At 37.0% G+C, this 26531-nt stretch carries 26 protein-coding genes; 3 read left to right on the top strand and 23 right to left on the bottom strand.

Annotated elements, in window-relative coordinates:
* Window positions 1–182: 182 nt before the first annotated feature.
* From LGQ02_RS08470 to LGQ02_RS08440, 7 genes are all read right to left on the bottom strand, one after another.
* A complete protein-coding gene (locus LGQ02_RS08470; RefSeq protein WP_226517747.1) occupies window positions 183–905 on the bottom strand; it encodes a glutathione S-transferase N-terminal domain-containing protein in 723 nt (240 codons plus the stop codon).
* Between the two features lie 35 nt (window positions 906–940).
* Window positions 941–1144 carry a DUF2768 domain-containing protein gene (locus LGQ02_RS08465; RefSeq protein ID WP_226517746.1) on the bottom strand — a complete coding sequence of 68 codons (204 nt, stop codon included), beginning with the start codon at window positions 1142–1144 and terminating at the stop codon, window positions 941–943.
* A 530-nt stretch (window positions 1145–1674) separates the two neighbouring features.
* A complete protein-coding gene (locus tag LGQ02_RS08460) occupies window positions 1675–1938 on the bottom strand; it encodes a stage VI sporulation protein F (RefSeq protein ID WP_226517745.1) in 264 nt (87 codons plus the stop codon).
* A gap of 62 nt (window positions 1939–2000) precedes the next feature.
* On the bottom strand, window positions 2001–3050 hold the full coding sequence (locus LGQ02_RS08455) for an NAD(P)H-dependent glycerol-3-phosphate dehydrogenase (protein ID WP_226517744.1): 1050 nt from the start codon (window positions 3048–3050) through the stop codon (window positions 2001–2003).
* Window positions 3051–3064: 14 nt separating this feature from the next.
* Window positions 3065–3679, bottom strand: coding sequence for a glycerol-3-phosphate 1-O-acyltransferase PlsY (gene plsY / locus LGQ02_RS08450; RefSeq protein ID WP_264184008.1), 615 nt, complete (start codon window positions 3677–3679; stop codon window positions 3065–3067).
* 26 nt (window positions 3680–3705) lie between these two features.
* Complete coding sequence (der, locus tag LGQ02_RS08445) at window positions 3706–5022, bottom strand: ribosome biogenesis GTPase Der (RefSeq protein ID WP_226517742.1); 1317 nt, start codon at window positions 5020–5022, stop codon at window positions 3706–3708.
* Window positions 5023–5230: 208 nt separating this feature from the next.
* Window positions 5231–5866, bottom strand: a complete 636-nt coding sequence (locus LGQ02_RS08440; protein ID WP_226517741.1) for a YphA family membrane protein — start codon at window positions 5864–5866, stop codon at window positions 5231–5233.
* Window positions 5867–6168: 302 nt separating this feature from the next.
* On the opposite strand from LGQ02_RS08440, the gene LGQ02_RS08435 reads away from it, so the two are divergent.
* On the top strand, window positions 6169–6303 hold the full coding sequence (locus LGQ02_RS08435) for a YpzI family protein (RefSeq protein WP_226517740.1): 135 nt from the start codon (window positions 6169–6171) through the stop codon (window positions 6301–6303).
* Window positions 6304–6579: 276 nt separating this feature from the next.
* On the opposite strand, the gene fni is transcribed toward LGQ02_RS08435, so the two are convergent.
* The 9 genes from fni to prsW form a co-directional block, all read right to left on the bottom strand.
* On the bottom strand, window positions 6580–7644 hold the full coding sequence (gene fni / locus LGQ02_RS08430) for a type 2 isopentenyl-diphosphate Delta-isomerase (RefSeq protein ID WP_226517739.1): 1065 nt from the start codon (window positions 7642–7644) through the stop codon (window positions 6580–6582).
* 19 nt (window positions 7645–7663) lie between these two features.
* Complete coding sequence (rpsA, locus tag LGQ02_RS08425; protein WP_226517738.1) at window positions 7664–8821, bottom strand: 30S ribosomal protein S1; 1158 nt, start codon at window positions 8819–8821, stop codon at window positions 7664–7666.
* Window positions 8822–8964: 143 nt separating this feature from the next.
* The gene (locus LGQ02_RS08420; protein ID WP_226518262.1) at window positions 8965–9507 is read right to left on the bottom strand and encodes a lysophospholipid acyltransferase family protein; all 543 of its coding nucleotides are present in this window, start codon (window positions 9505–9507) and stop codon (window positions 8965–8967) included.
* Window positions 9508–9565: 58 nt separating this feature from the next.
* Window positions 9566–10237 (bottom strand): (d)CMP kinase, encoded by a 672-nt coding sequence (gene cmk, locus LGQ02_RS08415; RefSeq protein ID WP_226517737.1) that lies wholly within the window; start codon window positions 10235–10237, stop codon window positions 9566–9568.
* 138 nt (window positions 10238–10375) lie between these two features.
* On the bottom strand, window positions 10376–11032 hold the full coding sequence (locus LGQ02_RS08410; protein WP_226517736.1) for a flagellar brake protein: 657 nt from the start codon (window positions 11030–11032) through the stop codon (window positions 10376–10378).
* 506 nt (window positions 11033–11538) lie between these two features.
* On the bottom strand, window positions 11539–12882 hold the full coding sequence (gene ypeB / locus LGQ02_RS08405; protein ID WP_226517735.1) for a germination protein YpeB: 1344 nt from the start codon (window positions 12880–12882) through the stop codon (window positions 11539–11541).
* Window positions 12883–12900: 18 nt separating this feature from the next.
* On the bottom strand, window positions 12901–14022 hold the full coding sequence (locus LGQ02_RS08400; protein ID WP_226517734.1) for a cell wall hydrolase: 1122 nt from the start codon (window positions 14020–14022) through the stop codon (window positions 12901–12903).
* Between the two features lie 279 nt (window positions 14023–14301).
* Window positions 14302–14469, bottom strand: coding sequence for a hypothetical protein (locus LGQ02_RS08395; protein ID WP_226517733.1), 168 nt, complete (start codon window positions 14467–14469; stop codon window positions 14302–14304).
* Window positions 14470–14711: 242 nt separating this feature from the next.
* Window positions 14712–15383, bottom strand: a complete 672-nt coding sequence (gene prsW, locus LGQ02_RS08390; protein ID WP_226517732.1) for a glutamic-type intramembrane protease PrsW — start codon at window positions 15381–15383, stop codon at window positions 14712–14714.
* Window positions 15384–15487: 104 nt separating this feature from the next.
* Here prsW and LGQ02_RS08385 point away from each other — a divergent pair, with 104 nt between their 5' ends.
* Complete coding sequence (locus tag LGQ02_RS08385) at window positions 15488–16456, top strand: asparaginase (protein WP_226517731.1); 969 nt, start codon at window positions 15488–15490, stop codon at window positions 16454–16456.
* Window positions 16457–16524: 68 nt separating this feature from the next.
* Here the strand turns inward: LGQ02_RS08385 and LGQ02_RS08380 are convergent, their stop codons facing one another.
* The 7 genes from LGQ02_RS08380 to LGQ02_RS08350 all read right to left on the bottom strand — a co-directional run bounded on the left by LGQ02_RS08380 (window position 16525) and on the right by LGQ02_RS08350 (window position 25309).
* Window positions 16525–17511, bottom strand: coding sequence for a YpdA family putative bacillithiol disulfide reductase (locus LGQ02_RS08380; protein ID WP_226517730.1), 987 nt, complete (start codon window positions 17509–17511; stop codon window positions 16525–16527).
* Window positions 17512–18079: 568 nt separating this feature from the next.
* The gene (locus LGQ02_RS08375; protein ID WP_226514820.1) at window positions 18080–19195 is read right to left on the bottom strand and encodes an IS4 family transposase; all 1116 of its coding nucleotides are present in this window, start codon (window positions 19193–19195) and stop codon (window positions 18080–18082) included.
* A 341-nt stretch (window positions 19196–19536) separates the two neighbouring features.
* Window positions 19537–20820, bottom strand: coding sequence for a Glu/Leu/Phe/Val family dehydrogenase (locus LGQ02_RS08370; RefSeq protein WP_226517729.1), 1284 nt, complete (start codon window positions 20818–20820; stop codon window positions 19537–19539).
* Window positions 20821–21223: 403 nt separating this feature from the next.
* Window positions 21224–21811 (bottom strand): genetic competence negative regulator, encoded by a 588-nt coding sequence (locus tag LGQ02_RS08365; RefSeq protein WP_226517728.1) that lies wholly within the window; start codon window positions 21809–21811, stop codon window positions 21224–21226.
* A gap of 120 nt (window positions 21812–21931) precedes the next feature.
* On the bottom strand, window positions 21932–22828 hold the full coding sequence (locus LGQ02_RS08360; RefSeq protein WP_226517727.1) for a MerR family transcriptional regulator: 897 nt from the start codon (window positions 22826–22828) through the stop codon (window positions 21932–21934).
* 232 nt (window positions 22829–23060) lie between these two features.
* Window positions 23061–23432, bottom strand: a complete 372-nt coding sequence (locus LGQ02_RS08355) for a hypothetical protein (RefSeq protein WP_226517726.1) — start codon at window positions 23430–23432, stop codon at window positions 23061–23063.
* Window positions 23433–23674: 242 nt separating this feature from the next.
* Window positions 23675–25309 carry a formate--tetrahydrofolate ligase gene (locus LGQ02_RS08350; RefSeq protein ID WP_264184025.1) on the bottom strand — a complete coding sequence of 545 codons (1635 nt, stop codon included), beginning with the start codon at window positions 25307–25309 and terminating at the stop codon, window positions 23675–23677.
* 561 nt (window positions 25310–25870) lie between these two features.
* Here LGQ02_RS08350 and LGQ02_RS08345 point away from each other — a divergent pair.
* Entirely contained in the window at window positions 25871–26074 is a 204-nt protein-coding gene (locus LGQ02_RS08345) for a hypothetical protein (protein ID WP_226517725.1), read from the top strand.
* Window positions 26075–26531: the final 457 nt, after the last annotated feature.

The raw sequence follows: 26531 nt of genomic DNA, 5'->3' as shown, positions 1-26531 counted from the left end.
TTATGATGTTGTCCATCAATTATGACAAGTGATGGCTAATGAATTTTTATTTATTGAAAATCACTTGATGTTAAAAGTATTTTCTCAGGGGATTGATCTCCAAAATAAAAATAGCCTCCCTCTCTTTTGTAAGTATATGAGAAGGGAGACTATTTAGAACATAAAATCATTTTGGAGAATATTTAGTTTTCATCTAAAAATATTACTTCATTATTCTTGACTGTTTGTGGAATTGAATATGCAGGGACAAATGGTGAGTGATCAACTAACAGCCAACGTAAATCATCACCAGACTCGTATTCGTCTGTTTCATGCTCGTCAATATAATGGATAATATCAAGGCTATAATCTACGACAATATCACCATTTGTCCTCATTAATAATGGTAAACGGTGATTTGGATGAAATGGACTACTAATAGTAGGTTCCTCTTCATAATTAAGTGCTTTATAGTCTAATCTCATTAATTCGTTACCTACGATCTCTTTTACAGGAGCATAGTCATGCTGCCTGCGATACTGCTGAATACGCCTTTGAAATTCTTGAATTTCTCTTGTTGTTGTTAAATCAATTAATTTCACTTCTGGTATTTCTTCAGGATTTACAAGAACGTATTGGAACACCCCACCGTTTTCAAAAGAATTTCCGGGAGCACTCTGAATATATTTAGGAATAAGTTGTCCAAAATTGACTGGATATTTCCTAAAGATTGGTGTGTCTGCTTCTCTCGTTTTAATCGGAAGAACCCCATAATCTTGACGGTATTGTATAACAGCTGATTGAACAGAAGCAATCTGATCTTCATACGGAATTCGATTTTCTCCACGACGTTCGTCAGGATAAAGACATCCTGTTAAAAAAATAGACAGAGCGATTACTATAAAACTTAAACGATTGACACGCAAAATAATCCCTTCCTTTAACTTACATGTATCCTTCTCTATTCAGGTACAGGTCCACTAAATACAACCAGCATAATGATTAAACCTGCGACGACCATGCATAGAAAACTAAATGTAAGTAATGTATAGCGGAAAAACCCTCTTAATTTTTCTTTTGTTATAATCGTCACGACGACAGAAACAAACATTAACCCCATCGCGATAAACGAAACCCACATTTTTAACATTGGATCTTCAAACATACTATCACCTCATTTGCTTGTCCGTTGAGATTCACCGAATTATTATAGCATAGCCTTCCAATTAATGCACAGAAAACAAATGTACAAAAATTAGACTTATAGATTTCCATATTTATGTAAGTGAATCAATTTCATTATTCCGTGTTTTGCGCAATGAAACGAATGATATGATAAATGTTTCATTAAATGTAAGTTTTATTTGGAAGTGAACGTAACAAAAGACGGCGACTCCCGGAGGAGAAGCGCAGTCAGAAGATCCACTTAGGCGAAGAGCTGTCGAGCCTAAGTTAGCTGAAGACAAGCCCTCGGGAAAGCGTCCGTCTGAAGTGAAGTTCACGCTCATCATTCGGAAATCCACATCTTATTTTGAGTTATGAAATTGATTCAAGTAAAAAAGCTGGAGAAAAGGGGGCACCTTCCTCCAACTTTGTGACTAAATATAACTAATCTGGACGTTTGCCCTTGATTTAGCAGTCGTTCTGTTTAGTATATGCTGCGACAAAAGGGTTCGATGTATACAGCGGCCTAAATTATTTGTTTTTCTGGAACATTTTTGCCAAGCTTGCAAAGTCAACTGGAACATTGTTTGATGTGATTGCTTTCACGAGTTCATCTTCTTTTTCTTTCGAAACCTTGACATTGGCGACTTGTGCAACTTGATGGATTAACTTACGAACATTTTTCTCATCTTTTAAGTCCGATGTGTTTATTGAGTTTGCTAGGTTAAATAGGTCCTGCTGATTAACATTTGCCTTTTTTTGCACCTGTTCAAAGATATTTTTTTTCTCGTCCAAAAGAAGCCCTCCTCTTGCATGATGTCAAGATATCATATGCAAAGGAAGGCATCATGTGAAAACTATGGCTCTAATTTATTTAATGGATCAGACTCACCTAACTTTAAATCTTCAACTTCATGTTTCTTTACTCTGCCCATAAGCTCCGCAACGGCTTCTTGTGGGGATTTTTCATGGAAGAGAACATCGTAAAGACCTGCTGTTATCGGCATATCTACATTGAGTTCTTTCGCTAATTCATAAGCAGCTTTTGTCGTACGAATTCCTTCAACGACCATCCCCATTTCTTCTAGCATATCATCAACAGATTTTCCTTGACCAATCATATTCCCAGCTCGCCAGTTACGACTATGTATGCTTGTACAAGTTACGATAAGGTCACCAAGACCTGATAATCCCGCAAATGTAATTGGATTCGCTCCAAGTTTCATTCCGAGACGGCCGATTTCTGCTAAACCTCTCGTCATTAAAGCTGCTTTTGCGTTATCACCAAACCCTAACCCATGTGTCAAACCTGAACCAATAGCGATAATATTTTTTAAAGCTCCACCTATTTCTACACCAATGAGGTCAGGGTTAGTATAGACGCGAAAGTGCTTGTTCATAAATAAATCTTGTACGCTTTTTGCTTCTTCTATATTTTGTGATGAAGCTGTGACTGTCGTAGGTTGACGCAAACTAACTTCTTCTGCATGACTTGGTCCAGATAAAACAACGACTGCATTCCTTAAATGCTCTGGAATCTCTTCTTCAATAATTTCAGAAATACGTAAATGAGTGCCCGGCTCAATTCCTTTACTTGCATGAACAAATGTTTTTTCGGATGATAAATGCTCTTTAATTTGTGGTAAGACTTCTCTCATTGCTTTTGTAGGGATGACTAAAACAATTGTCTCAACATCTTCAAGAGCATATTCAATACTCGTTGTAGCTTCTATTTCATTTGGTAAATCTACCTCAGGCAAGTAACGTTCATTTGTATGATTGGTGTTTATTTCATTCGTTTGTTCTTCAGAACGGCCCCAAAGTTTTACTTCATGTTGATTATCTGCTAACACGATCGATAATGCTGTCCCCCAGCTACCAGAGCCGATCACTGCAACCTTTGCCATCAAAATGCCTCCTTTTATTTTACAGTCGATTTCTCTCCTATTTTACTCTCAGTACCTTTAAGAAGCCGCTCTATATTTGTTCTATGACGCCAAAAAGATAGGGCTGAAATAATAAGTAAAAAGTAAAAATAAACAATTGGATAGTCAAAATGGCTACTAAAAATGCCAGTCATAATTGTTGTTGCGCTAATAAAGATCAATGATCCAAGGGAAACAAACCTAGTAATAATAATACTTATAATAGCAAGAATCCCTGAAATAAGTGCAGCGGTAAAGACGAGAGTAGCTAATACCCCAATCGTTGTAGCTACTCCTTTACCTCCTTTAAAGCCGTAATAAATAGGCCAATTATGTCCCAAAATTGAAGCTAGTCCACACGCAGCAGCAATTAGCGGATCACCATTTGTAATGTACAATCCTAATAAAACAGCTAAAACCCCTTTACCGCAATCAAGTAACAATACAGTGATGGCAGGACCAACACCAAGTACTCTCAATGTATTCGTAGCCCCTGCATTTCCACTCCCATGTTTTCGGATGTCTACTTTATTAATTTTCATTCCGATTAAATAGCTAAAGCTAATTGAACCGATTAAATATGACAAGACAATTACAAATAATGGAACCATGCTTACCTCCATGCTATATCATTGTTTTAATCATTCTTTTTTCGCGCTAATATTCTTATTGGTGTACCAATAAAGTTAAACGTATTTCGTATTTTGTTCTCTAAGTATCTTCTGTATGAAAAATGGAGTAACTCAGGATCATTGACAAAGAGAACAAATGTAGGGGGGGCGACAGCTACTTGAGTCGTATATTTAATTCTTAGTCTTCTTCCTCCATGGTCAGTTGGAGTAGGATTCATTGTTACAGCATCGACGATAACATCATTTAGCACATGAGTTTGAACTCGTAAGTTATGGAATTCACTCACTTCATTCACAAGTGGTAATAAATGTTGCATACGTCGTTTTGTTTTTGCTGATAAAAACACAATAGGAGCGTAATCTAAGAATAAAAACTCATCTCGTATTTTCTGTTCGAATTCCCTCATTGTTTTATCATCTTTTTCTACTGCATCCCATTTATTGACGACAATAACGACTGCTCGTCCTTCTTCATGAGCGTATCCTGCAATTTTTTTATCTTGTTCGATGATCCCCTCTTCTGCATTTAAAACAACCAATACAACATCTGAACGTTCAATCGCTTTTAAGGAACGTAAAACACTATATTTCTCAGTCGTTTCGTAAACTTTTCCTCGTTTTCTCATCCCTGCTGTATCAATGATGACATAATCTTGATCGTCTTTTTTAAATGGCGTATCAATGGCATCACGCGTCGTTCCAGGAATATCACTTACAATGACTCGTTCTTCTCCTAGGATCGCATTCACTAAAGAAGACTTTCCTACATTCGGACGACCAATTAAACTCATTCGGATTGTATCTTCATCATATGGATCTTCTTCTATATTTTCGAAATGCTTTGCGACTTCATCTAAAAGGTCTCCTAAACCAAGTCCATGAGTTCCTGAGATCGGGAAAGGCTCTCCTATTCCTAAGCTGTAAAATTCATATAGACGATCGTGCATACCTGGATCATCCATCTTGTTCACACCAAGTACGATTGGCTTTTTAGAACGGAATAAGATTTGAGCGACCTCTTCATCAGCAGCAGTAGTTCCTTCTTTTCCATTTACCACAAAACAGATAACATCTGCTTCTTCGATTGCTAACTCTGCTTGGTACCTCATTTGTGTAATTAAAGGCTCATTACTCATTTCGATCCCACCTGTGTCGATAAGGTGGAATTCATGGTTTAGCCAATCAGCTTGACTATAAATACGATCACGCGTAACTCCTGGTTTATCTTCGACAATGGCAACTCTTTCTCCTACTATTCGGTTAAATATTGTTGACTTACCAACATTTGGACGGCCAACAATCGCTAATACAGGTTTTGACACTAGTCATTCCTCACTTTCATGAACATCATTCATTAACTATGCTTGTTTAATATTGTTTGATTACAGCTTACTTTTATTATAAATCTTTTGAACACAAATAGAAAACCCTTCCCAGCCGAGAAGGGTACACATATCAGCTTGATTATTATACCATTAGGCTTAAAGTTATCCAAATGATTTTTTATGATTAGATATTAATAGTAAACCTCTACGCATTCATCTTCCTTTGACTCACTGTACTTCTTCCAGGAACAGATAAAAGCACACGTCTCTTCAGTTCAAGTGTCACCATTTCAAATAAACTCCATATAGAAATGATAACAATCGCCATTGATATAATTGCTAATGATTGAACCTGACCAATAACATAATCAAACATATATACATGGTTAAAGTAGTATAACATGACACTTGTCATTATCTCTCCTCCAATAACTGCAGCGGAAACAACAATACATCTATACAATATTTTTCTCAACAAAACGATTGTAATAAAACTATTTACGGCAACACTCATCCAAAATGGGGGAAAATACATCCATACAGGTTCGATGTAAAGTAAATATTGAATCCAAACATAAAAGCCAGCTAAAAAAAAACTAATCAGCATAAGGACAAACTGTCGCAACTTACATTGTCTTGCACAATACCAAAAGACTAAAGCCGACAAAAATACAAACGAAAGGTTTACATGAAAATGATAAAAAGTTACAGAGTATAACGAAGTGATAACAATGATTAAACCAATGATCGTTAACCGTTCACGTCTTTTTATTTCATTATCGAAAAAATATACACTTATAATTAATAGCCACATACTCCAGTAAAAAAGTGCCTCAATCATTTCTGCTTTTCCTTTCTATAACGTTATTATTATTTAAAAGAACATTAATTTCATAACTCAAAATATGATGCCAAATTCCGCATGATGAGCGTGAACTTCACTTCAAAATAAAACCTACATTTAAAGATAAAATTTATAATATCATTCGTTTCCTGTCGCTAAAAACGGAATTATGAAATTGATTTAAATATAAACGCCCTTTTCCCTAAATTTTAAAAACATTCTTTAAAAAGTACTTTTTTAACATAATGACCGTATATGTGGGTAATTTATACATGAATGATATGAAAGGAGAATAAATCATGGGAAAAGACCGACAAGAATCGAAACTTCGAAAAGAAAGAAGGACGGAATCTGACAGAGATCAGAAGTTAAGTTATCCTGGAAGTGCCAAACTAGAAAATGCTAACGAAGCAAGAAAACGCCAAAGACCATAAGTAAGAAAAGCGCCAGGCGCCAAATTACGCCTAAAACCAGCCTGCATCCTACGGGCAACGGCGTAATGTCGACATCCTGTCTCCGCGACAGCGCTGGAGTCTCGGTATGAAGAAGTCGACTAGACTTCAAATGCCGAGCGAAGCGACCTCGAGCCGATGGCGCCTGGAGTCTAGACAACTATCCAGGACAAAAATTAATATTTTCTTATCACTAAAAAAAAGTGACACAATTGATACAGCACGTTCGTACCGTAATCAATTGTGTCACTAAAATCATTATTCCATTGACGATCTGTTTGCATATAATTTCGTATCAACATTTCTCTCGTCCAGCCATTCTTTTGTATTACCTTTAATAATAATTGGTACTTGTTGTAGTTCCATAATGGAAGAAGCCCCTAACGCTGTCATAACCATTGTTAGTTCCTCTTTCAAACGGTTAATTGACTCGATCGTATCATCGATCCCATCATTTTGAAGCCAACTCAGGACTCTCCCTGCCATTCCTGCTCCATTAGCGCCTAATGCTATCGATTTAGCAATATCTGATGCAGATTGCAGCCCACCGGAAGAAATAATTGATACATCGTGTGTGGCTTCTCTTACTTCTGCAATAGAAACTGCTGTCGGTATGCCCCAATCATTAAAGAACGAATATGGTAACAACCTTCTTTCGTTTTCAATTTTAGAGAAGTTTGTTCCTCCAAAACCGCCCACATCTATCGCTTGTACACCAACGTCATTTAATTTTAAGGCAGCTTCTTTACTCATACCGAAACCGACCTCTTTGACAATAACAGGTACATCAACATTTTCTACGATTTTTTCTATTCTATTTAGTGCCCCTTCAAACTCTCGGTCCCCTTCTGGCATAACGAGCTCTTGAATGACATTTAAATGGATTTGTAAAGCGTTTGCTTCTATCATTTCTATACACCGTTTTGATTGATCTACGTTTGCTTCACTACCTATATTTGCAAAGATAACACCTTTTTCATTCATTTCACGGACCGTTCGATAAGAAGGAATCTCATTCTCATCTTTTATCGCTGACATTTGTGAACCAACTGCCATTGGCAATTGACAGTTAGCTGCAACCTCAGCTAGTTGACGATTAATCGCTTCTGTTGATGAACCACCGCCGCCTGTCATCGCATTGATAAAAATCGGCGAACTGATTTCCAGTCCGCCGATTTTTGAAGTTAACGAAACATCTTTTACATTCGCGTTTGGCAAGCTTTGGTGGATGAAGCGAATATCGTCAAAACCAGAATCCCTTGTCTGTCCAGTGGACAATGCATGTTCGATATGATCTAGTTTTCTTTTTGCGCGATTACTCACTTAACTCTCACCTGCAGTATTATTTTTTATATTTTTCTAACTGGTCTCCGATAACGTCCCCTAAAGAAAAACCAGCATGCTCTTCTTCTTTTTTATATTGTTGTTCTTGCTGCTTTTCTACTTTCACTTCTTGTTCTTCTTCTAATGCACGAATACTCAAGGAAATACGCTTATCTCCTAGGTTAACATCTAGTACTTTTGCTTTTACTTGCTCACCTTCTTTTAACACTTCACCCGGTGTTCCGATATGTCTATTAGCTATTTGAGAAATATGAACAAGTCCTTCTACTCCAGGCGCGATTTCAATAAATGCACCGAATGATACAAGACGCTTTACTGTTCCTTCAATAACTTCGCCTTGTTTTACTTTTCCACCGATAAGCTCCCAAGGTCCAGGTAACGTTTCTTTAATTGATAAAGAGATTCTTTCGTTATCAGGGTCTACACCTAGGACTTTCACTTTCACTTTATCGCCTTCGTTAACAACGTCTGATGGTTTAGCAACATGCTCATGAGCCATTTGTGAAATGTGAACTAAGCCGTCCACACCACCGATATCTACAAATACACCAAAGTCAGTCAAACGTTGTACAGTTCCTTCAATGACTTCACCTTCATGAACAGAAGAGAGTGTCTCACGTTTTTTCGCTGTAAACTCTTCATCAAGAACAGCACGTTGAGATAAAATTAATTTATTCTTCTCACGATCCATCTCAACCACTTTTAAACGTAATGATTTTCCTTTGTAATCTGAAAAGTCTTCTACAAAGTGACGCTCAACTAGCGAAGCAGGAATAAACCCTCTTACTCCTACATCAACTACTAATCCACCTTTAACAACTTCAGCAACCTCTGCCTCAAAAATTTCTCCAGAAGCTAGTTTTTGCTCCATTTCATCCCAAGCTTTTTCAGACGTTACCGCTCTTTTAGAAAGTACTAATTCTTCATCAGTGACTTTAATTACCTTCAGTTCAACCTCATCACCTTCAGAGAGAACATCACTGACTTTCTCCACGTGCAAACTGGACAATTCACTGATAGGGATCACCCCATCTAATTTATTTCCTACGTTTACAAACGCTTGCTTTTCCTCCACTTTTGTAATTGAACCTTTCACAATCTCTCCGACTGAAAGTGTTTTCACTTCAGCCATTTCACTGTTCATCTCTTCTACCATTGACATTACCTCCCTAAATCCCCGAAAAAGTGACGGGCACTTTTTTTACTTTTTATATCTATCATAACCTCTCACTATGAAAGTGAAAGAATAAATAACAAACAAAACAGTAATTTGCCAGGTCGATAGAATTGAAGTGGCATCTAGCTTTTTTTGTCGTGTTTATCTAATAGTGCTTTTATGCCATCCATGATCGCCTCTGTCGCCTCTTCTGCTGAAGCTTTATTTTCTCGCAACTCTTTCATGTTAACCGGTGGACCATAAACAACTTTTATTCGCTTAAATAACTTATATTCATCTACTATTGCACAAGGCACAACATATGAATTGGAGCGAAGTGCGAAAAATCCAACGCCTGTTAAGCCTTTACCTAGCTCACCTGACTTACTACGCGTACCTTCTGGGAAGATACCAACCATTTCCTCTTCTTTTAAAAGACTTAAGCCAGTCCTTAAGGCTTGGCGGTCACTACCACCTCTACGAATTGGGAAAGCCCCTAATTTCGGCAGTAAGCTCTTTAAAACAGGTAATTCAAACAATTCTGCTTTTGCCATGTACCTTACATTTCTCTTTAAAAATGCTCCTACTAATGGTGGATCTAATAAATGAATGTGGTTACTACATAATAGAACGCCACCTTCATTTGGTATATTTTCTCTTCCCACGATTTCAACTCTGTAAAACATTCTGAAGTATGTACGACAAATAAATTTGCCTAGTCGGAATACCGAAACATTCACAAGATCAAACCCTTTCCTTCACAAGCTGTAGAATATGCTCTACAACCTCTGGAATTGTCATTGATGTCGAATCGATTTCAATGGCATCAAGGGCTTTTCGTAAAGGAGCGGTTTCTCTTTCGGAGTCTATCTTATCTCGGTTACGGATTTCTTTGACTAATGTATCGTAATCCGAAGACTGACCTTTTGAAAGGTGTTCTTCATGCCTTCTTCTTGCTCTTTCCTCAACAGAAGCGGTCAAAAATACTTTCACTTCCGCACTTGGTAGTACAGCGGTACCAATATCACGCCCGTCCATTACCGTTCCACCATTTACGGCTAAGGCTTGTTGCTCTGTTACCATTTGTTCACGAATTTGCCGGTGCTTTGCAACATATGAGACACGATTTGTTACGTCTGTTGATCGAATTGCATCACTGATGTCTTTACCATTTAAGAAGATTCGTTGTACACCATCATTATTAGACAATTCAATATTACTTTTATGTAGAAGTTGTAAGACTTCCTCTTCATTATTAATATCCACTGAGGTGTTTAAAGCGGCATATGTTAATGCGCGATACATTGCACCCGTGTCAATATATATAAAATTGAGTTTTTCTGCGACCATTTTTGCTACAGTGCTTTTCCCAGCACCAGCTGGACCATCTATGGCAATATTTATTTGTTTTTCCATGGTGTTAATCCTTCCTATCCAAACTTTTCAATATTTATATTATTCATCGTAAATTAAACGAAACGCTAGGATGAACTTACATTTTATCTTATCATATTTGCTACAGGGTGGTCTATTTTAATAGGGGGAAATACTTATTTATTTTTGGTTACTTTTCCGTCTCATTTCCATTTGTTTTTCAAAACAATAGCGGACAATCATTTGCCTATCATGTTCACTAATATCTACAAATTCAAATGAGCCTCTTTCTCTACTATGCTCACTAATCACTCGCACAAGTCGAGCTTTTGTCTTCATGTAGCTTATTTCACCAGATTGATAAGCTAACGACAACCATGCATCTACTTTATCCTCTGGGTTTAAATTGTGATCATGTGGTAAATGAATAGCCATCCCTCCACCACTTATATCTAATGAGATCGATGTAAAAGTCTCTTTTGACTGTGGCAGTTGAATCGCTACATCGACTGAAGTATCAACCCTCACATATTGCCTACGCTGAATTCGAACATATTTCTTTTTTCCAGGATCATCAAGGATGAGCATTGGTAATTTTCCATCTACTTTTCCTAATACTTCTGTTTGAAAAACGTATATTGCACCATCTTCACCTAGAAACCAAGCGCGAAACTGTGTTCCCTGCAGAAAAAATTTTGGTTTTTTCGTCTGTTCATCAACTGGAAAATCTATATAAATACGTTCTTTCGCGTAGTCAAGAATCTTGCTACGATACCTTTTCTTATCTTCCTCAGAATTGTTCGTTTCTAAAAAAATCATACTCCCTACTTTAACCATAGGACTCTTCCTTCCTTAACTACAATTTAAAAGTACCTTTAATTTTACATTCGCTATGTAATAAAAAAAACCTTCTTTTATGTAAAAAAAATGTCCTTTCTCACTACATATTATATTCTATTTTCGATTAAAAGTCCTGACAATTATTGAGCTTTACATGATTGCCTTATTATTATGGTTTTTATTAAGATAAGCACTCGAATCCGTTTACAGGCGGACGCATTTAGCTCTAGTATCAAGTGCGGCATAAAACACACCATGTTCGTTCGATCAAATGAATAAGTCATTATATCCGTTCAAAAATTCCTTCGCTTTCACTCTTTTAGAACAGAGCCAAGATAAAAGAGATAATTCAGGCGTGAATCACCTCCAAAATGAACGGTTATTTTCGACCGGAACCACTTACAATTATATAACCATTCTTTTTGTTTAATGTACAAAACTTGGTTTATTCGCCAAGTCTCTATAAAAGAAGAGGCCGGTAAAAAATCCGGCCTCTTCTACCTTTAGTTATATGTCACTTCAGTGTTCGCCATTTTTTCGACCCGCTCTTCTCGTCCATTTTCTGCGTTAATAAAAATTCGGAACGTATCATTGTTAATTACACCGTAAAACTCATGGCATAACACTTCTTCTTCTAATTCATTTTCAATAATCGCTAAATGATGCTCCATTACATCTAAATGAGGATTCAAACGGTCTTCCGCTTCTTCCTTCGATAGCTCTGGTTCCTGCTTTTGGCGCTCTTTATTGTTTTCTAAGTAAGAAAACCCTTCATAACCAAGAACCTCTCCATCATCAAGGCCAACTTCTATAACCGTTGCGTCTGAATAAATTCTGACGTTATCGAGCATTTCTACAAAGTTGAAAACCCCGACATTATTGTACTGTTTACTATTGACCAATTGCATATTATCAAAGTCGTTCCGCTCTAAAAATTCCTTTGCATTTTCAGATGCTTCTCCTAGACTTACTTCAGTCTCATTGACATCACGGTCATTGAGCGTCCAAACAGGATTCCCACCTTTTTTGGTAATATCCATTGTAATGTATGAGTTGTGTTCAGGATCGGGAATTGTTAAGCTATATGCTTCATATGCTAAGCCATCACCTGTTTCGGTTATGTCTGCTCCTTCCACTGTATCTAAATCTAAAAACTCTTTTGCTTTTTGTAAAGCTTGTCTTTCGTTAATTTCTTCCCCTTCTAACCTTTCTGCAATTTCCTCATCATTTGGTGATAATGCTGCAGATTCAGCGCCAATATCTACTTCTGAAAAGCCTTCTACCTTTTCATCAATAATTTTAAACCCGTTAACGATAGAATTATCTAAAGGTTCATCTTGAGCAGCTAGCGCCATATCAACATCCATCCATTTTAAATCTTCGTTTAGTACTTTGCTTTGAATTTTCCTTAGTTCTTGCTGAATTTCACCGGATTGTTCATATAATGTTTGTAAAGATTCGTATTCTTCATCTGTAAGTGGATCTTGCTCCAAATCTCTAATGGCATTTTTATAAGAGAAGCTACCTACTTTATATAAAAATTCTTCTGTCTTACTGAATGGCGTAAGTGCCAAAGGTAATTGTCCTATATCATTTTGTGCTTCTGATGTAAGTCTCCAAACCTCTACAAGGGAAGGTGATAACCTTTCTCTTGAATTCATCGCTAAAGTTGAGCCGATCTCATCGTGTAATAAATCTACGTGATACGATAAATCATGAAACGCTCTTTGATAGTTATTTTCTGACTGGATGAGGATTGCATTCTTTTCTTGATGTTCCCGGTACCCCCAAAAACCTGTTGCAAACACTGCAACTGCTAATACACCTATGATGATCGAACGTATCATGCTTAACACCTCCATCCATTATTTCGCAAAAATATGTTTACCGATTTGTTTAATTGTTGGACGTCCAAAAACCCAAGGTGACGTCGATGTAACTGGGTTATAAAAATACAATGCTCCCCCTGAAGGATCTTGTCCATTTATTGCATCTAACGCAGCTCTTCTTGCGCTGTCATTCGGCTCAAGGTTAATTTGACCATCTGCAACTGCAGTAAATGCTCTCGGTTCATATATGACACCTGAAACTGTATTTGGAAATTCAGGGCTTTGTACACGACTAAGAATAACAGCTGCAACAGCTACTTGACCTTCATAAGGTTCACCTCTCGCTTCCCCCATGACAGCTGCAGCAAGCAGTTGAATATCATTATCTGTAAACCCTTCTGGTACATTTATTGCTTTTTCGACATTAGCCTCATTATCCTGTTGTTCAGGCTCTTCTTCTTCTGGCGTTGGCTCAGCTGGAGGCTCCTCGACCGGCTCCTCAGCATCTGGCGTTGGCTGATCAGGAGTCGGAGCTGGCTCTTCAGCTTCTGGTGCTGGATCTTCTGCTTCTGGTGTTGGGGTCGGTTCTTCTCCAGGTGTTGGTTCTTCAGGAGTTTCAGGAGTTTCACCTGGTTGTTCTGGTTGTGGTTCAGCTGGTGCCTCAGGTGTTTCTTGTGCTTCACCAGGTCGTCTCTGTTGACCACCTTTAGGTTTTTCTTCTTGAGCCGGAGCTTTTGAATCGCGGCTTCCTATCGGCCCTTTCTGTATATCTTTCGAAACTCCCCCATAATACGTAAACTCTCTTCCTTCCCGTAGCATTCTATGAACAAATTCTTTATCATATTTCGTAGATCTCTCCAGCATCGCTTTCGTTTTATCACCAACATAACCGTCAACGGTTAATCCAAACTCCTCTTGGTAATTTCGAAGTGCCCAATATGTTCCCCAATCAAACACACCATCAATTTTACCGTCATAAAAACCAATGTACTGTAAACGCGATTGTAACTCTACGACATCATCTCCAGTCGCCCCTTTAATAATGACTTGATCAGAAAAAGCTTCTGAATATTGAGGCGAGACGATAACCGTTGCATACATAAACATAATAAGGATTATGCACAATCGCTTGAATGCTTTCTTGCTGTGGTTTTCCATGTGTCATCCTCCTCTGAGAGCATTTGCTCAATGTTACTCCTTAAAGTTTCGTATGGTTAGTTTTATCAATCATGTTTTTTTTATACAAATTCTCTATAAGACGAGAGAATTTTTAAAGAAAGTCTTGTACGAAACATAGGAATATAGCACGTCAATAATACGGCTTTCCGGCGCTAAAAAGCTAGGTACTGTATCTCGGTGGCCAGATTTGCACAAGAGTAAAGGAAAAACAAAAAAGCCTTACCCTTTTAAGAGTAAGACTTTACAGTACATTGAAAATTATTCAGGTGTTACTTCTATATCTAGTTTCGTTTCATTTCCGCAAACACAACGCTTAAACCCAGTGTCATAACCACCTTGTTCGTTTTGACGTCCGCGCAAAATATATTTTTCACCACATTCCCCACATCGAATGATCACCTTATAACGTGGCTTTGTATCAGGCAACAAAGATCACTCCTTTTTTCACTATCAGAATTTAGATTAGATAATTACTGTAGAAAGTATAAAAGCTCCTGCGATTACTCGTCGCAGTTACTCTGCAACATAGGCTTTCGCAATTTAGTCTTGGCGAAAAGCAAAGTATTGTTTATCTTACATTTATCTTTCCCTAAACCGCCCAAATACATTAATCTTATTTTCCTACTATAAATGAAGTTTACATAGGATTCAACTAACTTACTTTAAGATTAACTAACTTTGCAACGGTTCATTGATTCAAATTGTTTCTTATTTGCTTTTTTTACTTTTCTCAACGCAAAGAACCATAAAAATATCATAAATGGAACTAAATAAACAATCCAAACTTCTTGTCGCAACAAAATCAAATTATATAAGCTATGAAGGGCATAAGGCAAGAAAAATGAATAAAATAAATAACGATATTTCTTTATTGGATAAAACTTTGCCATTCCTAAGTAGTATCCCATAACTACCCCGAAAAGAGCGTGACTGCTCACTGGAAAAACCGCTCGCAAAAATGCTGTCTCAACACCATTTGAAATTAAATATAATACATTTTCTATTGAAGCAAACCCAAGCGCGACTGCTGTTGCATAGACAATCCCATCATACCGTTCATTGAATTGAACATGATGGTATATTGTAATAACAACAATAAACCATTTTAAAAATTCTTCGATTAATGATGAGTAAATAAACGCTTGTTGCCACGTCTGTTGTCCATACCCTTCTTCTATTAATGCATACTGAATAAACAATACAGGGAACACTAGTAAGGCACCAAATATAAAAGAACGAATAACCATCAGAATTGGTTCTTGTTCAAATTCATCTTTCAAATAAAAAAAGCATAACAAGGCCAAAGCTGGTGCTATTCCTACTGCAATTAAAGAAATCATAGGCCCAAGCCTTTCTGTTCTTTTTTTTTAATCCATGATACTTTAATGTTAGGAAATGATAGAGTAAAGTTCAATATGTATTTTTTAAAATGGGGGTATTATTTATGAAAAATATCTTAGTGATTCATACAGGTGGTACAATCGCAATGAGCGAAGATCGAAATACAGGGGCCGTTAAACCAAATTTAGAAAATCCATTACATGAAACTATCATGAATATAGAAGGTGTACAAGTTGACGTGGAAGACTTTCTAAATGTTCCATCACCACACATCACACCATCACATATGATCACACTTTCAAAACGAATCAATTATTGTTTAAATGATGAAGATTATGATGGAGTTGTTGTGACCCACGGAACTGATACTCTAGAGGAAACTGCCTATTTTCTTGATTTAACTGTCAGATCAAATAAACCTATCGTCGTAACTGGTGCAATGCGTTCTAGTAATGAATTAGGGTCAGACGGTCCTCATAACCTTATTTCATCTATACATACAGCAATGAGTGATTCTGCATTAGATAAAGGGGTCTTAGTCGTTTTAAATGACGAAATACATACCGCAAAAAACGTGACGAAAACTCACACAAGTAATATTGCAACTTTCCAAAGTCCGCAATATGGTCCGATTGGAATCGTGACAAAACGTGGTGTACTTTTTCACCACTCCCCAAGCCATCGTGATCAATACAATATTGAGGAAGTTGACCATCAAGTTCTCTTAATAAAGGTAGTTGCAGGAATGGAGAATAGCATTTTTGAAGCGTTATGCTCCATTAAAGTAGATGGTATCGTTATTGAAGCTTTAGGGCAAGGAAACCTTCCTCCAGAGACGATTGAGCCTTTAGTCAAATTAATCGATAAAGGCATACCTGTTGTATTAGTATCTAGATGCTTTAACGGCATTGTCCAAGATATATATGGATACGATGGTGGAGGGAAACAACTAAAAGATTTGGGAGTCATATTCACTAACGGTTTAAACGGACAAAAGGCAAGAATTAAACTAATGGTTGCTTTAGAACAAACTCATGATCCTAAAAAAATACAAGGATTTTTTCAGCAATAATATTCCTTTTATAAATAAACGATCGAGTGAAAATAGTCACTCGATCGTTCCTTCATATATCCAACCTATCATCGATTCTTTTTCTTCTCTATCGATTGCGCAATGAGTTGCCCATGCCATCTACCATTTTCAATAAAAATTTCATTAGCATTATTACCAGCTGCAATAACTCCTGCAATATAGATATTCTCTACATTTGTCTCCATCGTATCTTTGCTAAAATAAGGTCTTCCTGTCGTATAATCAATTTCAACACCCATACTTTCAATAAATGAGTGATCTGGACGGTAACCTGTCATCGCAAACACAAAGTCCACTTCTTTCTCAAACGATTTACCCTTTTGTTCTATTAACATTTTATCCTTTTTGATTTCGATGACATTCGTATCAAAATACATGTTAATGTGTCCCTTTCTAACTAACCCGTCAAATTCAGGAAGGATCCACGGTTTGATACTTTTAGAATATTCACTTCCTCGATAAAAGACTGAAACGTTTGCTCCTACTTTCTCTAACTCTAATGCTGCATCTACAGCTGAATTTTTTCCACCTATAATTGCGACTTCTTGGTTATAAAACGGATGGGCTTCTTTAAAGTAATGAAATACATGTGGAAGCTCTTCACCTTTTATCCCCATCATGTTTGGAGAGTCATAATAGCCAGTAGCAACAATGATATGAGAAGCTTTATACTCTCTCTTTTCTTTCCCCGCTTTTTCCGAAGAAACGACCATAGTACCATCTTCCTGTTTCTTTACACTCGTCACTTTTTCATAAGCATGAATGTTTAAACCTTTTTCTTTTGCTACTTCTCGATAATACACGAGAGCTTCGTTTCTTTTAGGTTTACGCTCAGTACTGTAAAAAGGGACATTGCCAATAGCTAACTTTTCGCTCGTACTAAAAAATTGTTGGTGAGTCGGGTAATGGTAAATAGCATTTACGATATTTCCTTTTTCAATAATTAAAGGGTTTATTCCGTGTTCTTGCAGAAAAATTGCTGCAGATAACCCACAAGGGCCTCCTCCAATAATAATTACTTCTTCCTGTTGCATATTTAACACCTCAATTGTTATATCTGTGAATCAATTTCATAACTCAAAATATGATGCGAAATTCAAAATGTGGGCGTGAACTTCACTTCAGACGGACGCTTTCCCGAGGGCTTGTCTTTAGCTAACTTAGGCTCGGCAACTCTTCGCCTAAGTGGATTTTCAGCTCGTTGCTCCTGCGCCACTACGCTTGCTCGTCGCAGGTAAAGAGTGCTCCTGCGGTTACTCGTCGCAGATAAACAGTGCTCCTGCGGTTACTCGTCGCAGCTCGAAGCAGTTCGAAGAAGTATTGCTCGTCGCTGATCCTCCGGGAGTCGCCGTCTTTTGTTACGTTCACTTTCAAATAAAACGTACATTTAATGAAGTATTTATAATATCATTCGTTTCACTGCGCAAAAAACGTAATTATGAAATTGATTCCTGTCACTAGTGTTGCATAAATAGTGTCGTAATTTTCAGTTTAATTGTATAACCTTCTCAGAGCCAAAAAGGTAAATACCCAATTAAAGGTGGCTCCATCCATTTGGAAATTAATTTACAATTAGACTAGTGCGACAATGACAAAACTCTGTTAAGGGATGGCTTTCCCTTCAATCTTTCGAAGCCAAATATGCGCTGATTTCCACAATGCAGCCCTTAAATAACGGCTAATTTGCAAGGTTTTTATCCTACTATTTGTCTCAATTTGAGCGAGTACATGCAGACAATAAACAATCAGTGCAATAAATATTTGGTTTTGGATTGCCCATTCGCTTTGCCCATAGAACTTCTTGACTCTGAGATGTTGCTTTATCCACTTGAAAAACAATTCGATTGCCCAGCGTGATTTATACATCTCTGAAATTTCTTCGGCGCTTAAATCAAATCGATTGGTGATCAGTTGCAGTTCATTCCCTTTAGAATCAATCACTTTTAAAAGACGAAAGTAATTTTCAGCACGATTTTGCGTTGTTCCAATCAAGACCATTTGATCGGATAAAACAGATGATTCTTTAGGTAGTATAAAGTCGTCAACTACCCGTATCACAGCGTTCTTCCTTAGCCTTGACAGGAAAAAGTAGCCATCGTCAGTCATACGATCGAAGCGTTCATAGTCGAGATAACCACGGTCAAACACGTACATGCACTCTTTGTCATCAACCATGACTTCCAGCTGATTACGATCGTGTTCCTTCGCTGTTGTAATCAAGGCTTTTTCAGGGTATGAAACTCCTTTTTCCATAAAAACTAGTCGCAAATGTAACTTCACACCAGCTTTTGTTTTGCGGAATTTTGCCCATCTATGATTCGTTAAATTCAACGGCATGGTGCTTGAATCAACGATCTTTAATGGCATAATGAGTTTCGTGTAATGTGTTTTGGCATGTATTTGCCCAACTAAATCCAAAAATAGCTGTTGAAATAAATCTGGATTCATGCCGTTCAATCGTCGTGAAAGCTGAGAAATACTGATGGAATCAAGATCAATCCCTTTTTGTAGTTGATCATCAAAGAGACAATCACTCAGTGCATGGAGACTTTCTACCTCTTCTAGCTGTGCGTATAGTAATAATTTCAAGAATGATTCTGTCGTAAGTTTCTTTGTATAAAAATCTAATTTCAATGTTTTCACCTGTTCATTAAATAATCGAAGATTTATTGGTGAAAACCATTGTCCAAATGAAGTTTTTCGTGTAATCTTATCCATGAGTTGGTCCTTTATTATTGGATTTGGACGGGATTACCACCTGACTTATCCATTATAAAGGACTTTTTCTTTGCACAAAATAACTTTATTGAACATTTTGAGTATTTTTAATAGTTAGCCTAAATTAATGCAACACTAGTGGATTCCTGTATGTAATTTTCCGCTCGTGCTGTTCCCGCTGGCGTCGTCACCTTTGCTCATCACAAATTATTGTATTTTAATAGTTGTCTCCACTTTTAAATATCAACACTCAATTTTAACAGAGCCTTAAAAAAAGATTCCCTTTCACCGATAAGGGAAAGGGAACTCTTCATAAAACCTATTTTAACGTTAATTAACTTTTAAATCCAGCCTCTAAATCGGCTAGCTTCTGACATCTTTCTAACACCAACCATATAGGCAGCTAACCTCATATCAACTCCACGTGTAGAGGAAATACGATAAACGTTTTCAAATGCTGTAACCATGACTTTTTCTAGACGTTCCGCGACTTCTTCTTCCGTCCAATAAAAGCCTTGGTTATTTTGTACCCACTCAAAGTAAGAAACCGTAACACCACCGGAACTTGCTAATACGTCTGGTACAAGAAGTACTCCTCGTTCACTTAGCATCTTTGTCGCTTCAATTGTTGTCGGGCCATTTGCCGCTTCAACAATAATTTTTGCTTTAATATCATCTGCATTCTTTTCGGTAATTTGGTTTTCAATCGCAGCTGGTACTAAAATATCACAATCAAGCTCTAATAATTGATCGTTAGAAATGGTATCTTTAAATAATTTCGTTACCGTGCCAAAACTATCTCGACGGTCAAGTAAATAATCAATGTCTAATCCATCTGGGTCATGAAGGCCTCCATAAACATCGGAGATACCAACTACTTTTGCCCCTGCATCATGCATAAATTTCGCTAAGAAGCTACCTGCATTACCGAAGCCTTGAATAACAATCCGTGCGCCTTCTAAGTTAATGCCTTTCTTCTTCGCAGCCTCTCTAATACTAATAGTAACCCCTTTTGCAGTAGCGGATTCCCTTCCATGTGAACCACCTAATACAATCGGTTTACCTGTAATAAAGCCAGGAGAGTCAAATTCTTTCATTCGACTATATTCGTCCATCATCCAAGCCATGATTTGTGAATTTGTGAAAACATCTGGAGCAGGAATATCTTTTGTCGGTCCTACAATTTGGCTAATTGCTCGCACGTATCCTCGACTTAACCTTTCAAGCTCGGGGAAAGACATCTCTCTTGGATCGCAAATGATTCCACCTTTTCCTCCACCATATGGTAAATCGACAATGCCAGCTTTCAAACTCATCCATATTGATAGCGCTTTCACTTCTGTTTCTGTAACATCTGGATGGAAACGAACCCCACCCTTTGTTGGACCTACAGCATCATTATGCTGTGCACGATAACCTGTAAAGATTTTTATAGAACCATCATCCATACGAACTGGAATACGAACGGTCATCATCCTTAATGGATCTTTCATTAATTCATATACTTCGTCGGGATACCCTAGCTTATCTAGAGCACGTTTGATAACTGTTCGCGTTGACGTAAGTACATCTTGTGATTTTGCATTTTCTCTTTGTTCTTGGTCTAACTTTTCATTATCATCCATCGATTTCACCTCAACGTCATGTGTCCATTATTACTTATGTGGAGTGACTATCACCATCTATCTATTACTATAAAGAATATATTGGGAATTTTCCACTATTGTTTTCGTTTTTCCAGAAATTTTTTAATTAATTATTTTTTAAAGGAGGATTATTGAATTTTTTTGAAATAAAAGGAGAGAATTACTCGAATTTCCTTTATTAATTGGCTTGTTAAAAATGAATGTTGATTTCATAAAATTCACCCGCTTGTGCTCTGGAGTGAAAGCGAAGAGTATTTCAACTGCGTCCTTCTGAAACTGGCATTAAATTTAAAGAGATGAATGATGAAATTGGCTCATATGGGTCGAGATTTATAAAGTTCATTTAGCTAAAAACGATAAAAAAACCCCAATATTTGGAGTTTTATAGAAAGTAATCATTTAGTTGTTTTATTGCTTCTCGGTCTATAATCACCTTTCCATACTCTTTTAATAACATTGGCGCAACTGTTGAACTGTTGCCATATTCTAAAATAATGGAAATAAAGTCTTCAAAATCAAGGAAACCTTCGTCATTTTCATTAAACTTTAAGTAATATTGTCCCTTGTAATAATACAATTCTCCACTTGTAATATCTAAACGATTAAAGGAGCCAGCTAGTTGGAGTACATCTTCAATGGATTCAAAGGAAAAAATCAGGTCCTCATTGAAGTCAACGGATACTTGTAGTTCCATAAATGAATCGTCGAACGATTCTTCGACATCATCATCATCGGATTTCGTTACAATAACCACCATTCCTTGAGATGGAAGTGAAAAGACTTCTACCACGACAGGGCCGTCTGCCTCAAAGCCAAGTTCTGTACTTGCTTCTGATATCATATCTCGGAATAAATCATGAACTTTTGGGACGTCCATCCAAATTTCTTCCTTTGAGATTCCTCTTTCCTGGAGGTCTTCAAACGTTAAAAATATTTTTATTTTATCATAAGACAAACGCTCCAAGCGCATAGTCGAACCTCCTCAATTATGTCACAAATTGTACTAATGCCTTTTATTGTGACGGTGTTTATTGTTAACGTATGAGAGAGATGCTTTTTTGGTTCGACCGTATGCCTACATTTCTATTTTTTATTTTTTCACCCACATAACCCAATCTTCCTCATTCTCTCCAACAATATTATGTTGGATGGTCTTTCGATCAGATATAGGCAAGTTCATTATGGCATGTCCTCCTAAGCCGACCTTTACTTTATGATCGCTATTTTCGATAGCTTTCACTAGGCGTAAAGTAGCCGCGAGGTTTTCACTCATCGTACATGACATAAAAAACATATCGGGAGCAAGCTCTTTAATAATTTCTAAATAATCCTTCTCTTCCATCCCGCTCCCTAAATAAATCGTTTCGTACCCTCTTCTTTTAAGAAATAAAGTAAAAGTCAATAAACCTACCTCATGTTGTTCATTGGGGGCACAAACAGTAATTACCTTTTGTAGTGATCCTTCTGATGGGAGGCTTTGAAAGACATTGGTAATTTTTGTTCGGATATATGAAGTGATGTAATGTTCATGAGCTGTGTTAATTTCACTTCTCTCCCACATGTCACCAGCCTCAATTAACGTGTTTTTTAAAACTTGATTGACCACAGTTTCGACAGAGAACATACCAAAAGCTTGATTAAGAATTTGATTACTTTCACTTTCTCTAAAATTTAATAATGATTCGATTAAATCATTTTGTAGCACTTCTAATTGTCCTTGATAAACTTGATCAGTATTTATTTGCCGACCTTTGAATTCAGTTTCCAATAGATCGACTGCTTGTCCAATTGTAAAACCCTGATTTACTTTTTTAATGAGCCACTTTAATATAGACACATGTTTATCAGTATATAATCGGTGACCAGCTTGATTTCTTATCGGTTCAATAATACGATATCTTCGTTCCCAAGCCCTTAGCGTTCCTGCTTGGATGCCTAACATATTAGTGACTGCTTTTATATTATACTTACCTTCACTCGCACTCAACTTCTTCACCTTCTTCTACCCGTTACTCATTCACTTGATTATAATTGAAAGAACTCCTTGTGTAAAAGTATTATATATTCATTATTAGGTGCCTTGAAAATACATTTATTGTTTATAATTCCTACTTATCGCCTTTTATTGCTCGTTTATTGTTTACGGGTCTGAAAGTGACGGAACTCGTCCACGGTAACCCTGCCCAGTTGAAGCAGCAAGGTTACACAAACATATCCCGTCACTTTAACCGTTTCACTTTATAATTGTACTCTTTAACATCTAAGAGGAAGTAAATCAATGAAATGAGTACAATCGCTAAAAATAACCATTGGAATTTTATCAACAAAAAAATAATACCCATAGTATAAAAGATTTGTTCTAGTTTAGAAACCGTTGAAAATGACAAAAGGAAACACAGTTTCGCTAAAGATATGATGCAAATAATATAAAGGAAAACTACGATAAATACTGAAAACGGTTCAAACACAAGTTCATGAAGCCACCTATTGGATGTCATCGATAATAATTCTTTTATTCTTGTATCTAATAAAAATGTACACACTAATGAAAGAAACGCAATGAGTGCCCTCTTTATGATGTCGAGTAACACTACTTCCCACCTATCTCTTTAAGAAGCTCCTTATTCAAATATCCATGTTTTGTTTTTAAATACTTTAAAAATTTGATGATTTCAGCGAAAACCTCTTTTTTTAAAGGAGCATCATATTTTAACAACAATATATGAAGAAGGGTGAGGTTTTGTTAAAACATAAAATAAAGACTGAATGTATTCATACAAAAAGAAGCACTCTATAGCAGATTTGCTATAAGAGTGCTTCTTTTGAATCAATATTAGAATAACCCAACAGCTTTTCCGTTTTCATCAACATCCATCTTCTCAGCGGCTGGTTGCTTAGGTAAGCCTGGCATTGTCATAACGTTACCTGTTAATGCAACAATAAACCCTGCTCCTACAGAAGGTTTAAGCTCACGAACAGTAATCGTAAAGTCAGTTGGCCTTCCTAACTTTGTAGGATCATCTGATAACGAATATTGGGACTTAGCCATACAAACTGGTAAGTTACCCCAACCGTTCTTTTCATACGTAGCAATTTGCTTTTTCGCTTGTGGTGACAATTCAATTCCTTTTGCACCATAAACTTTTGTCGCAATTGCTTCGATTTTTTCTTCAATCGTTGTATCGAGGTCATACATATGTGTAAAGTTTTTCTCAGCAGATTCAATTTCTTGCACAACACGGTTAGCTAAAGCTTCTCCGCCTTCTCCACCTTTTGCCCAAACATCTGCTAATTCAACGTTAATTCCTTGCTCTTCACACCAAGACTTTAATGTTGCAATTTCTTCATCTGAATCGTGGATAAATCGGTTAATTGCAACAACATGCGGTAAACCAAATTGGCGGATTGTTTCCACATGCTTTTCAAGGTTTGCAAGGCCCGCTTTTAATGCTTCTACGTTTTCTTCTTTTAACTGATCTTTCGGAACACCACCATGCATTTTCAGTGCGCGAATTGTTGCTACGATTACAACGAGGTCTGGGTCAATATCGCCCGCACGTGTTTTAATATCAAGGAACTTCTCTGCACCTAAGTCTGCACCGAAACCTGCTTCAGTAACAACGTAATCAGCAAGTTTTGAAGCCATTTTCGTTGCAATAACACTATTACACCCATGTGCAATATTAGCAAATGGACCTCCGTGAATTATGGCAGGAGTATTTTCTAACGTTTGTACGAGATTTGGCTTAATTGCATCTTTTAATAATAAAGTTAAAGCGCCTTCTGCTTTTAAGTCTTTTACAGTTACTGGTTCTTCTTCTGGTGTATATGCGACAACGATTTTAGCTAATCGCTCTTTTAAGTCTGATAGACTTGAAGCAAGGCATAGAATAGCCATGATTTCAGAAGCCACTGTAATATCAAAGCCATCTTGACGTGGAACTCCTTGAAGTGGCCCACCTAAACCTAAGACAACATTTCTTAAAGCGCGGTCGTTCATATCTAACACACGTTTCCAAGAAATACGGCGTACATCAATATTTAATTCATTTCCTCTATGGATATGATTATCTAGCATTGCAGCCAATGCATTATGTGCCGTTGTAATTGCATGAATATCTCCAGTGAAGTGAAGGTTAATGTCTTCCATAGGAACAACTTGCGAATAACCGCCACCTGCTGCTCCACCTTTTATTCCCATTGTTGGACCTAATGAAGGTTCTCTTAGAGCGATCATTGTCTTTTTATTAATTTTATTTAATGCTTGACCAAGTCCAACAGTCATCGTTGATTTTCCTTCACCAGCTGGGGTTGGATTAATAGCGGTTACAAGGACTACTTTTCCGTCTTTATTTTCTTCAAGGCGATCCATAACATCTAAAGAAAGCTTTGCTTTATAATGACCATATGGCTCCCATTCTTCTTGTTGTAACCCCATACTCTCAATGATTTCTTTAATTGGTACCATCTTTGCTTCTTGTGCAATTTCAATGTCTGATTTCACTTTAGCCACGTAGTATCCACTCCTTCAAAGACTATGTTTTCTTAGAGGACAAAAGGTTGCATCTTAAAACATTTCATCTCATAGTTTAAATGATTACAAAACTATGAGTCTTTTTCAAGTATATCAGCTTTTGCAAAGTATGTACGTAATGACATGCAAAGCCCTCAAAAAAGGTCGTTATTCCTAACATGAATACTTTTTTTACAGTAAAAATAGTCATGCTCAGTACGACTTTTTACTGCACCTCCCCTTTTCCTCATATCCTTTATTATATACGAATGTTGAAAACGCTTTCAATCCTTCATTACTATTTTCTTATAATTTTTGATCAAATCTTCACAAATTTTCTCACCGTTGATTCAACGAAATACAGTATATGTTCAAAAATGATTTTTGTTTATAAACGTTTCTCCCTCTTTTTAAACCAAGCCTAATTTATGAAATGTCATTGAAAAGACCATTTTTATCAGTTATAATTAATTCAGATTTTCTAAATTTTCAGTCTATTAGGAAGGGATGATTATTTTGACATTTAAGAAGTGGAAAAATCATTCTTTAGTAACTGATAAGGACATCACTTTTCACGCTAACATGGGATTGCCGATTGAAGTCTTTTGTATGAAGTGTTATAAAACCTTAGCCTTTGGAAAAGTGGAGTTTGTAAACCATAACAAAGTATCTGTAAATGGCCGTTCTTTTGACCGTCAATCCGTTGCATTTTTCGGTTAAAGCCTCTTAGTATTTGATCGTTTCTTCTTAAATAAATCAATCAGAAATAACAAATAAAAAAGGTTGACTCATTGGTGATTCTTCCAAGACTGGGAAGAAACGAACGTGAATCAACCTTTTTTCATTTGAATCAATTTCATAATTACGTTTTTTGCGCAGTGAAACGAATGATATTATAAATATTTCATTAAATGTACGTTTTATTTGAAAGTGAACGTAACAAAAGACGGCGACTCCCGGAGGATCAGCGACGAGCAATACTTCTTCGAACTGCTTCGAGCTGCGACGAGTAATCGCAGGAACACTGTTTATCTGCGACGAGCAACCGCAGGAGCACTGTTTATCTGTGACGAGTAATCGCAGGAACACTCTTTACCTGCGACGAGCAAGCGTAGTGGCGCAGGAGCAACGAGCTGAAGATCCACTTAGGCGAAGAGTGGTCGAGCCAAGTTAGCTG

Source organism: Bacillus shivajii, assembly GCF_020519665.1.
Taxonomy (GTDB): Bacteria; Bacillota; Bacilli; order Bacillales; family Salisediminibacteriaceae; genus Bacillus_CA; species Bacillus_CA shivajii.
The sequence above is the reverse complement of the archived record's forward strand: the minus strand, read 5'-3'. Positions and strand labels throughout refer to the sequence as shown.

What these genes read in the sequence shown, in the direction of transcription:
- LGQ02_RS08465 (WP_226517746.1), bottom strand. Translation starts at nt 1,144, where the DNA reads ATGTTTGAAGATCCAATGTTAAAAATGTGGGTTTCGTTTATCGCGATG.
- LGQ02_RS08455 (WP_226517744.1), bottom strand. Translation starts at nt 3,050, where the DNA reads ATGGCAAAGGTTGCAGTGATCGGCTCTGGTAGCTGGGGGACAGCATTA.
- plsY (WP_264184008.1), bottom strand. Translation starts at nt 3,679, where the DNA reads ATGGTTCCATTATTTGTAATTGTCTTGTCATATTTAATCGGTTCAATT.
- LGQ02_RS08440 (WP_226517741.1), bottom strand. Translation starts at nt 5,866, where the DNA reads ATGATTGAGGCACTTTTTTACTGGAGTATGTGGCTATTAATTATAAGT.
- LGQ02_RS08435 (WP_226517740.1), top strand. Translation starts at nt 6,169, where the DNA reads ATGGGAAAAGACCGACAAGAATCGAAACTTCGAAAAGAAAGAAGGACG.
- rpsA (WP_226517738.1), bottom strand. Translation starts at nt 8,821, where the DNA reads ATGGTAGAAGAGATGAACAGTGAAATGGCTGAAGTGAAAACACTTTCA.
- LGQ02_RS08420 (WP_226518262.1), bottom strand. Translation starts at nt 9,507, where the DNA reads ATGTTTTACAGAGTTGAAATCGTGGGAAGAGAAAATATACCAAATGAA.
- cmk (WP_226517737.1), bottom strand. Translation starts at nt 10,237, where the DNA reads ATGGAAAAACAAATAAATATTGCCATAGATGGTCCAGCTGGTGCTGGG.
- LGQ02_RS08410 (WP_226517736.1), bottom strand. Translation starts at nt 11,032, where the DNA reads ATGGTTAAAGTAGGGAGTATGATTTTTTTAGAAACGAACAATTCTGAG.
- ypeB (WP_226517735.1), bottom strand. Translation starts at nt 12,882, where the DNA reads ATGATACGTTCGATCATCATAGGTGTATTAGCAGTTGCAGTGTTTGCA.
- LGQ02_RS08400 (WP_226517734.1), bottom strand. Translation starts at nt 14,022, where the DNA reads ATGGAAAACCACAGCAAGAAAGCATTCAAGCGATTGTGCATAATCCTT.
- prsW (WP_226517732.1), bottom strand. Translation starts at nt 15,383, where the DNA reads ATGATTTCTTTAATTGCAGTAGGAATAGCACCAGCTTTGGCCTTGTTA.
- LGQ02_RS08385 (WP_226517731.1), top strand. Translation starts at nt 15,488, where the DNA reads ATGAAAAATATCTTAGTGATTCATACAGGTGGTACAATCGCAATGAGC.
- LGQ02_RS08380 (WP_226517730.1), bottom strand. Translation starts at nt 17,511, where the DNA reads ATGCAACAGGAAGAAGTAATTATTATTGGAGGAGGCCCTTGTGGGTTA.
- LGQ02_RS08375 (WP_226514820.1), bottom strand. Translation starts at nt 19,195, where the DNA reads ATGGATAAGATTACACGAAAAACTTCATTTGGACAATGGTTTTCACCA.
- LGQ02_RS08370 (WP_226517729.1), bottom strand. Translation starts at nt 20,820, where the DNA reads ATGGATGATAATGAAAAGTTAGACCAAGAACAAAGAGAAAATGCAAAA.
- LGQ02_RS08365 (WP_226517728.1), bottom strand. Translation starts at nt 21,811, where the DNA reads ATGCGCTTGGAGCGTTTGTCTTATGATAAAATAAAAATATTTTTAACG.
- LGQ02_RS08350 (WP_264184025.1), bottom strand. Translation starts at nt 25,309, where the DNA reads ATGGTACCAATTAAAGAAATCATTGAGAGTATGGGGTTACAACAAGAA.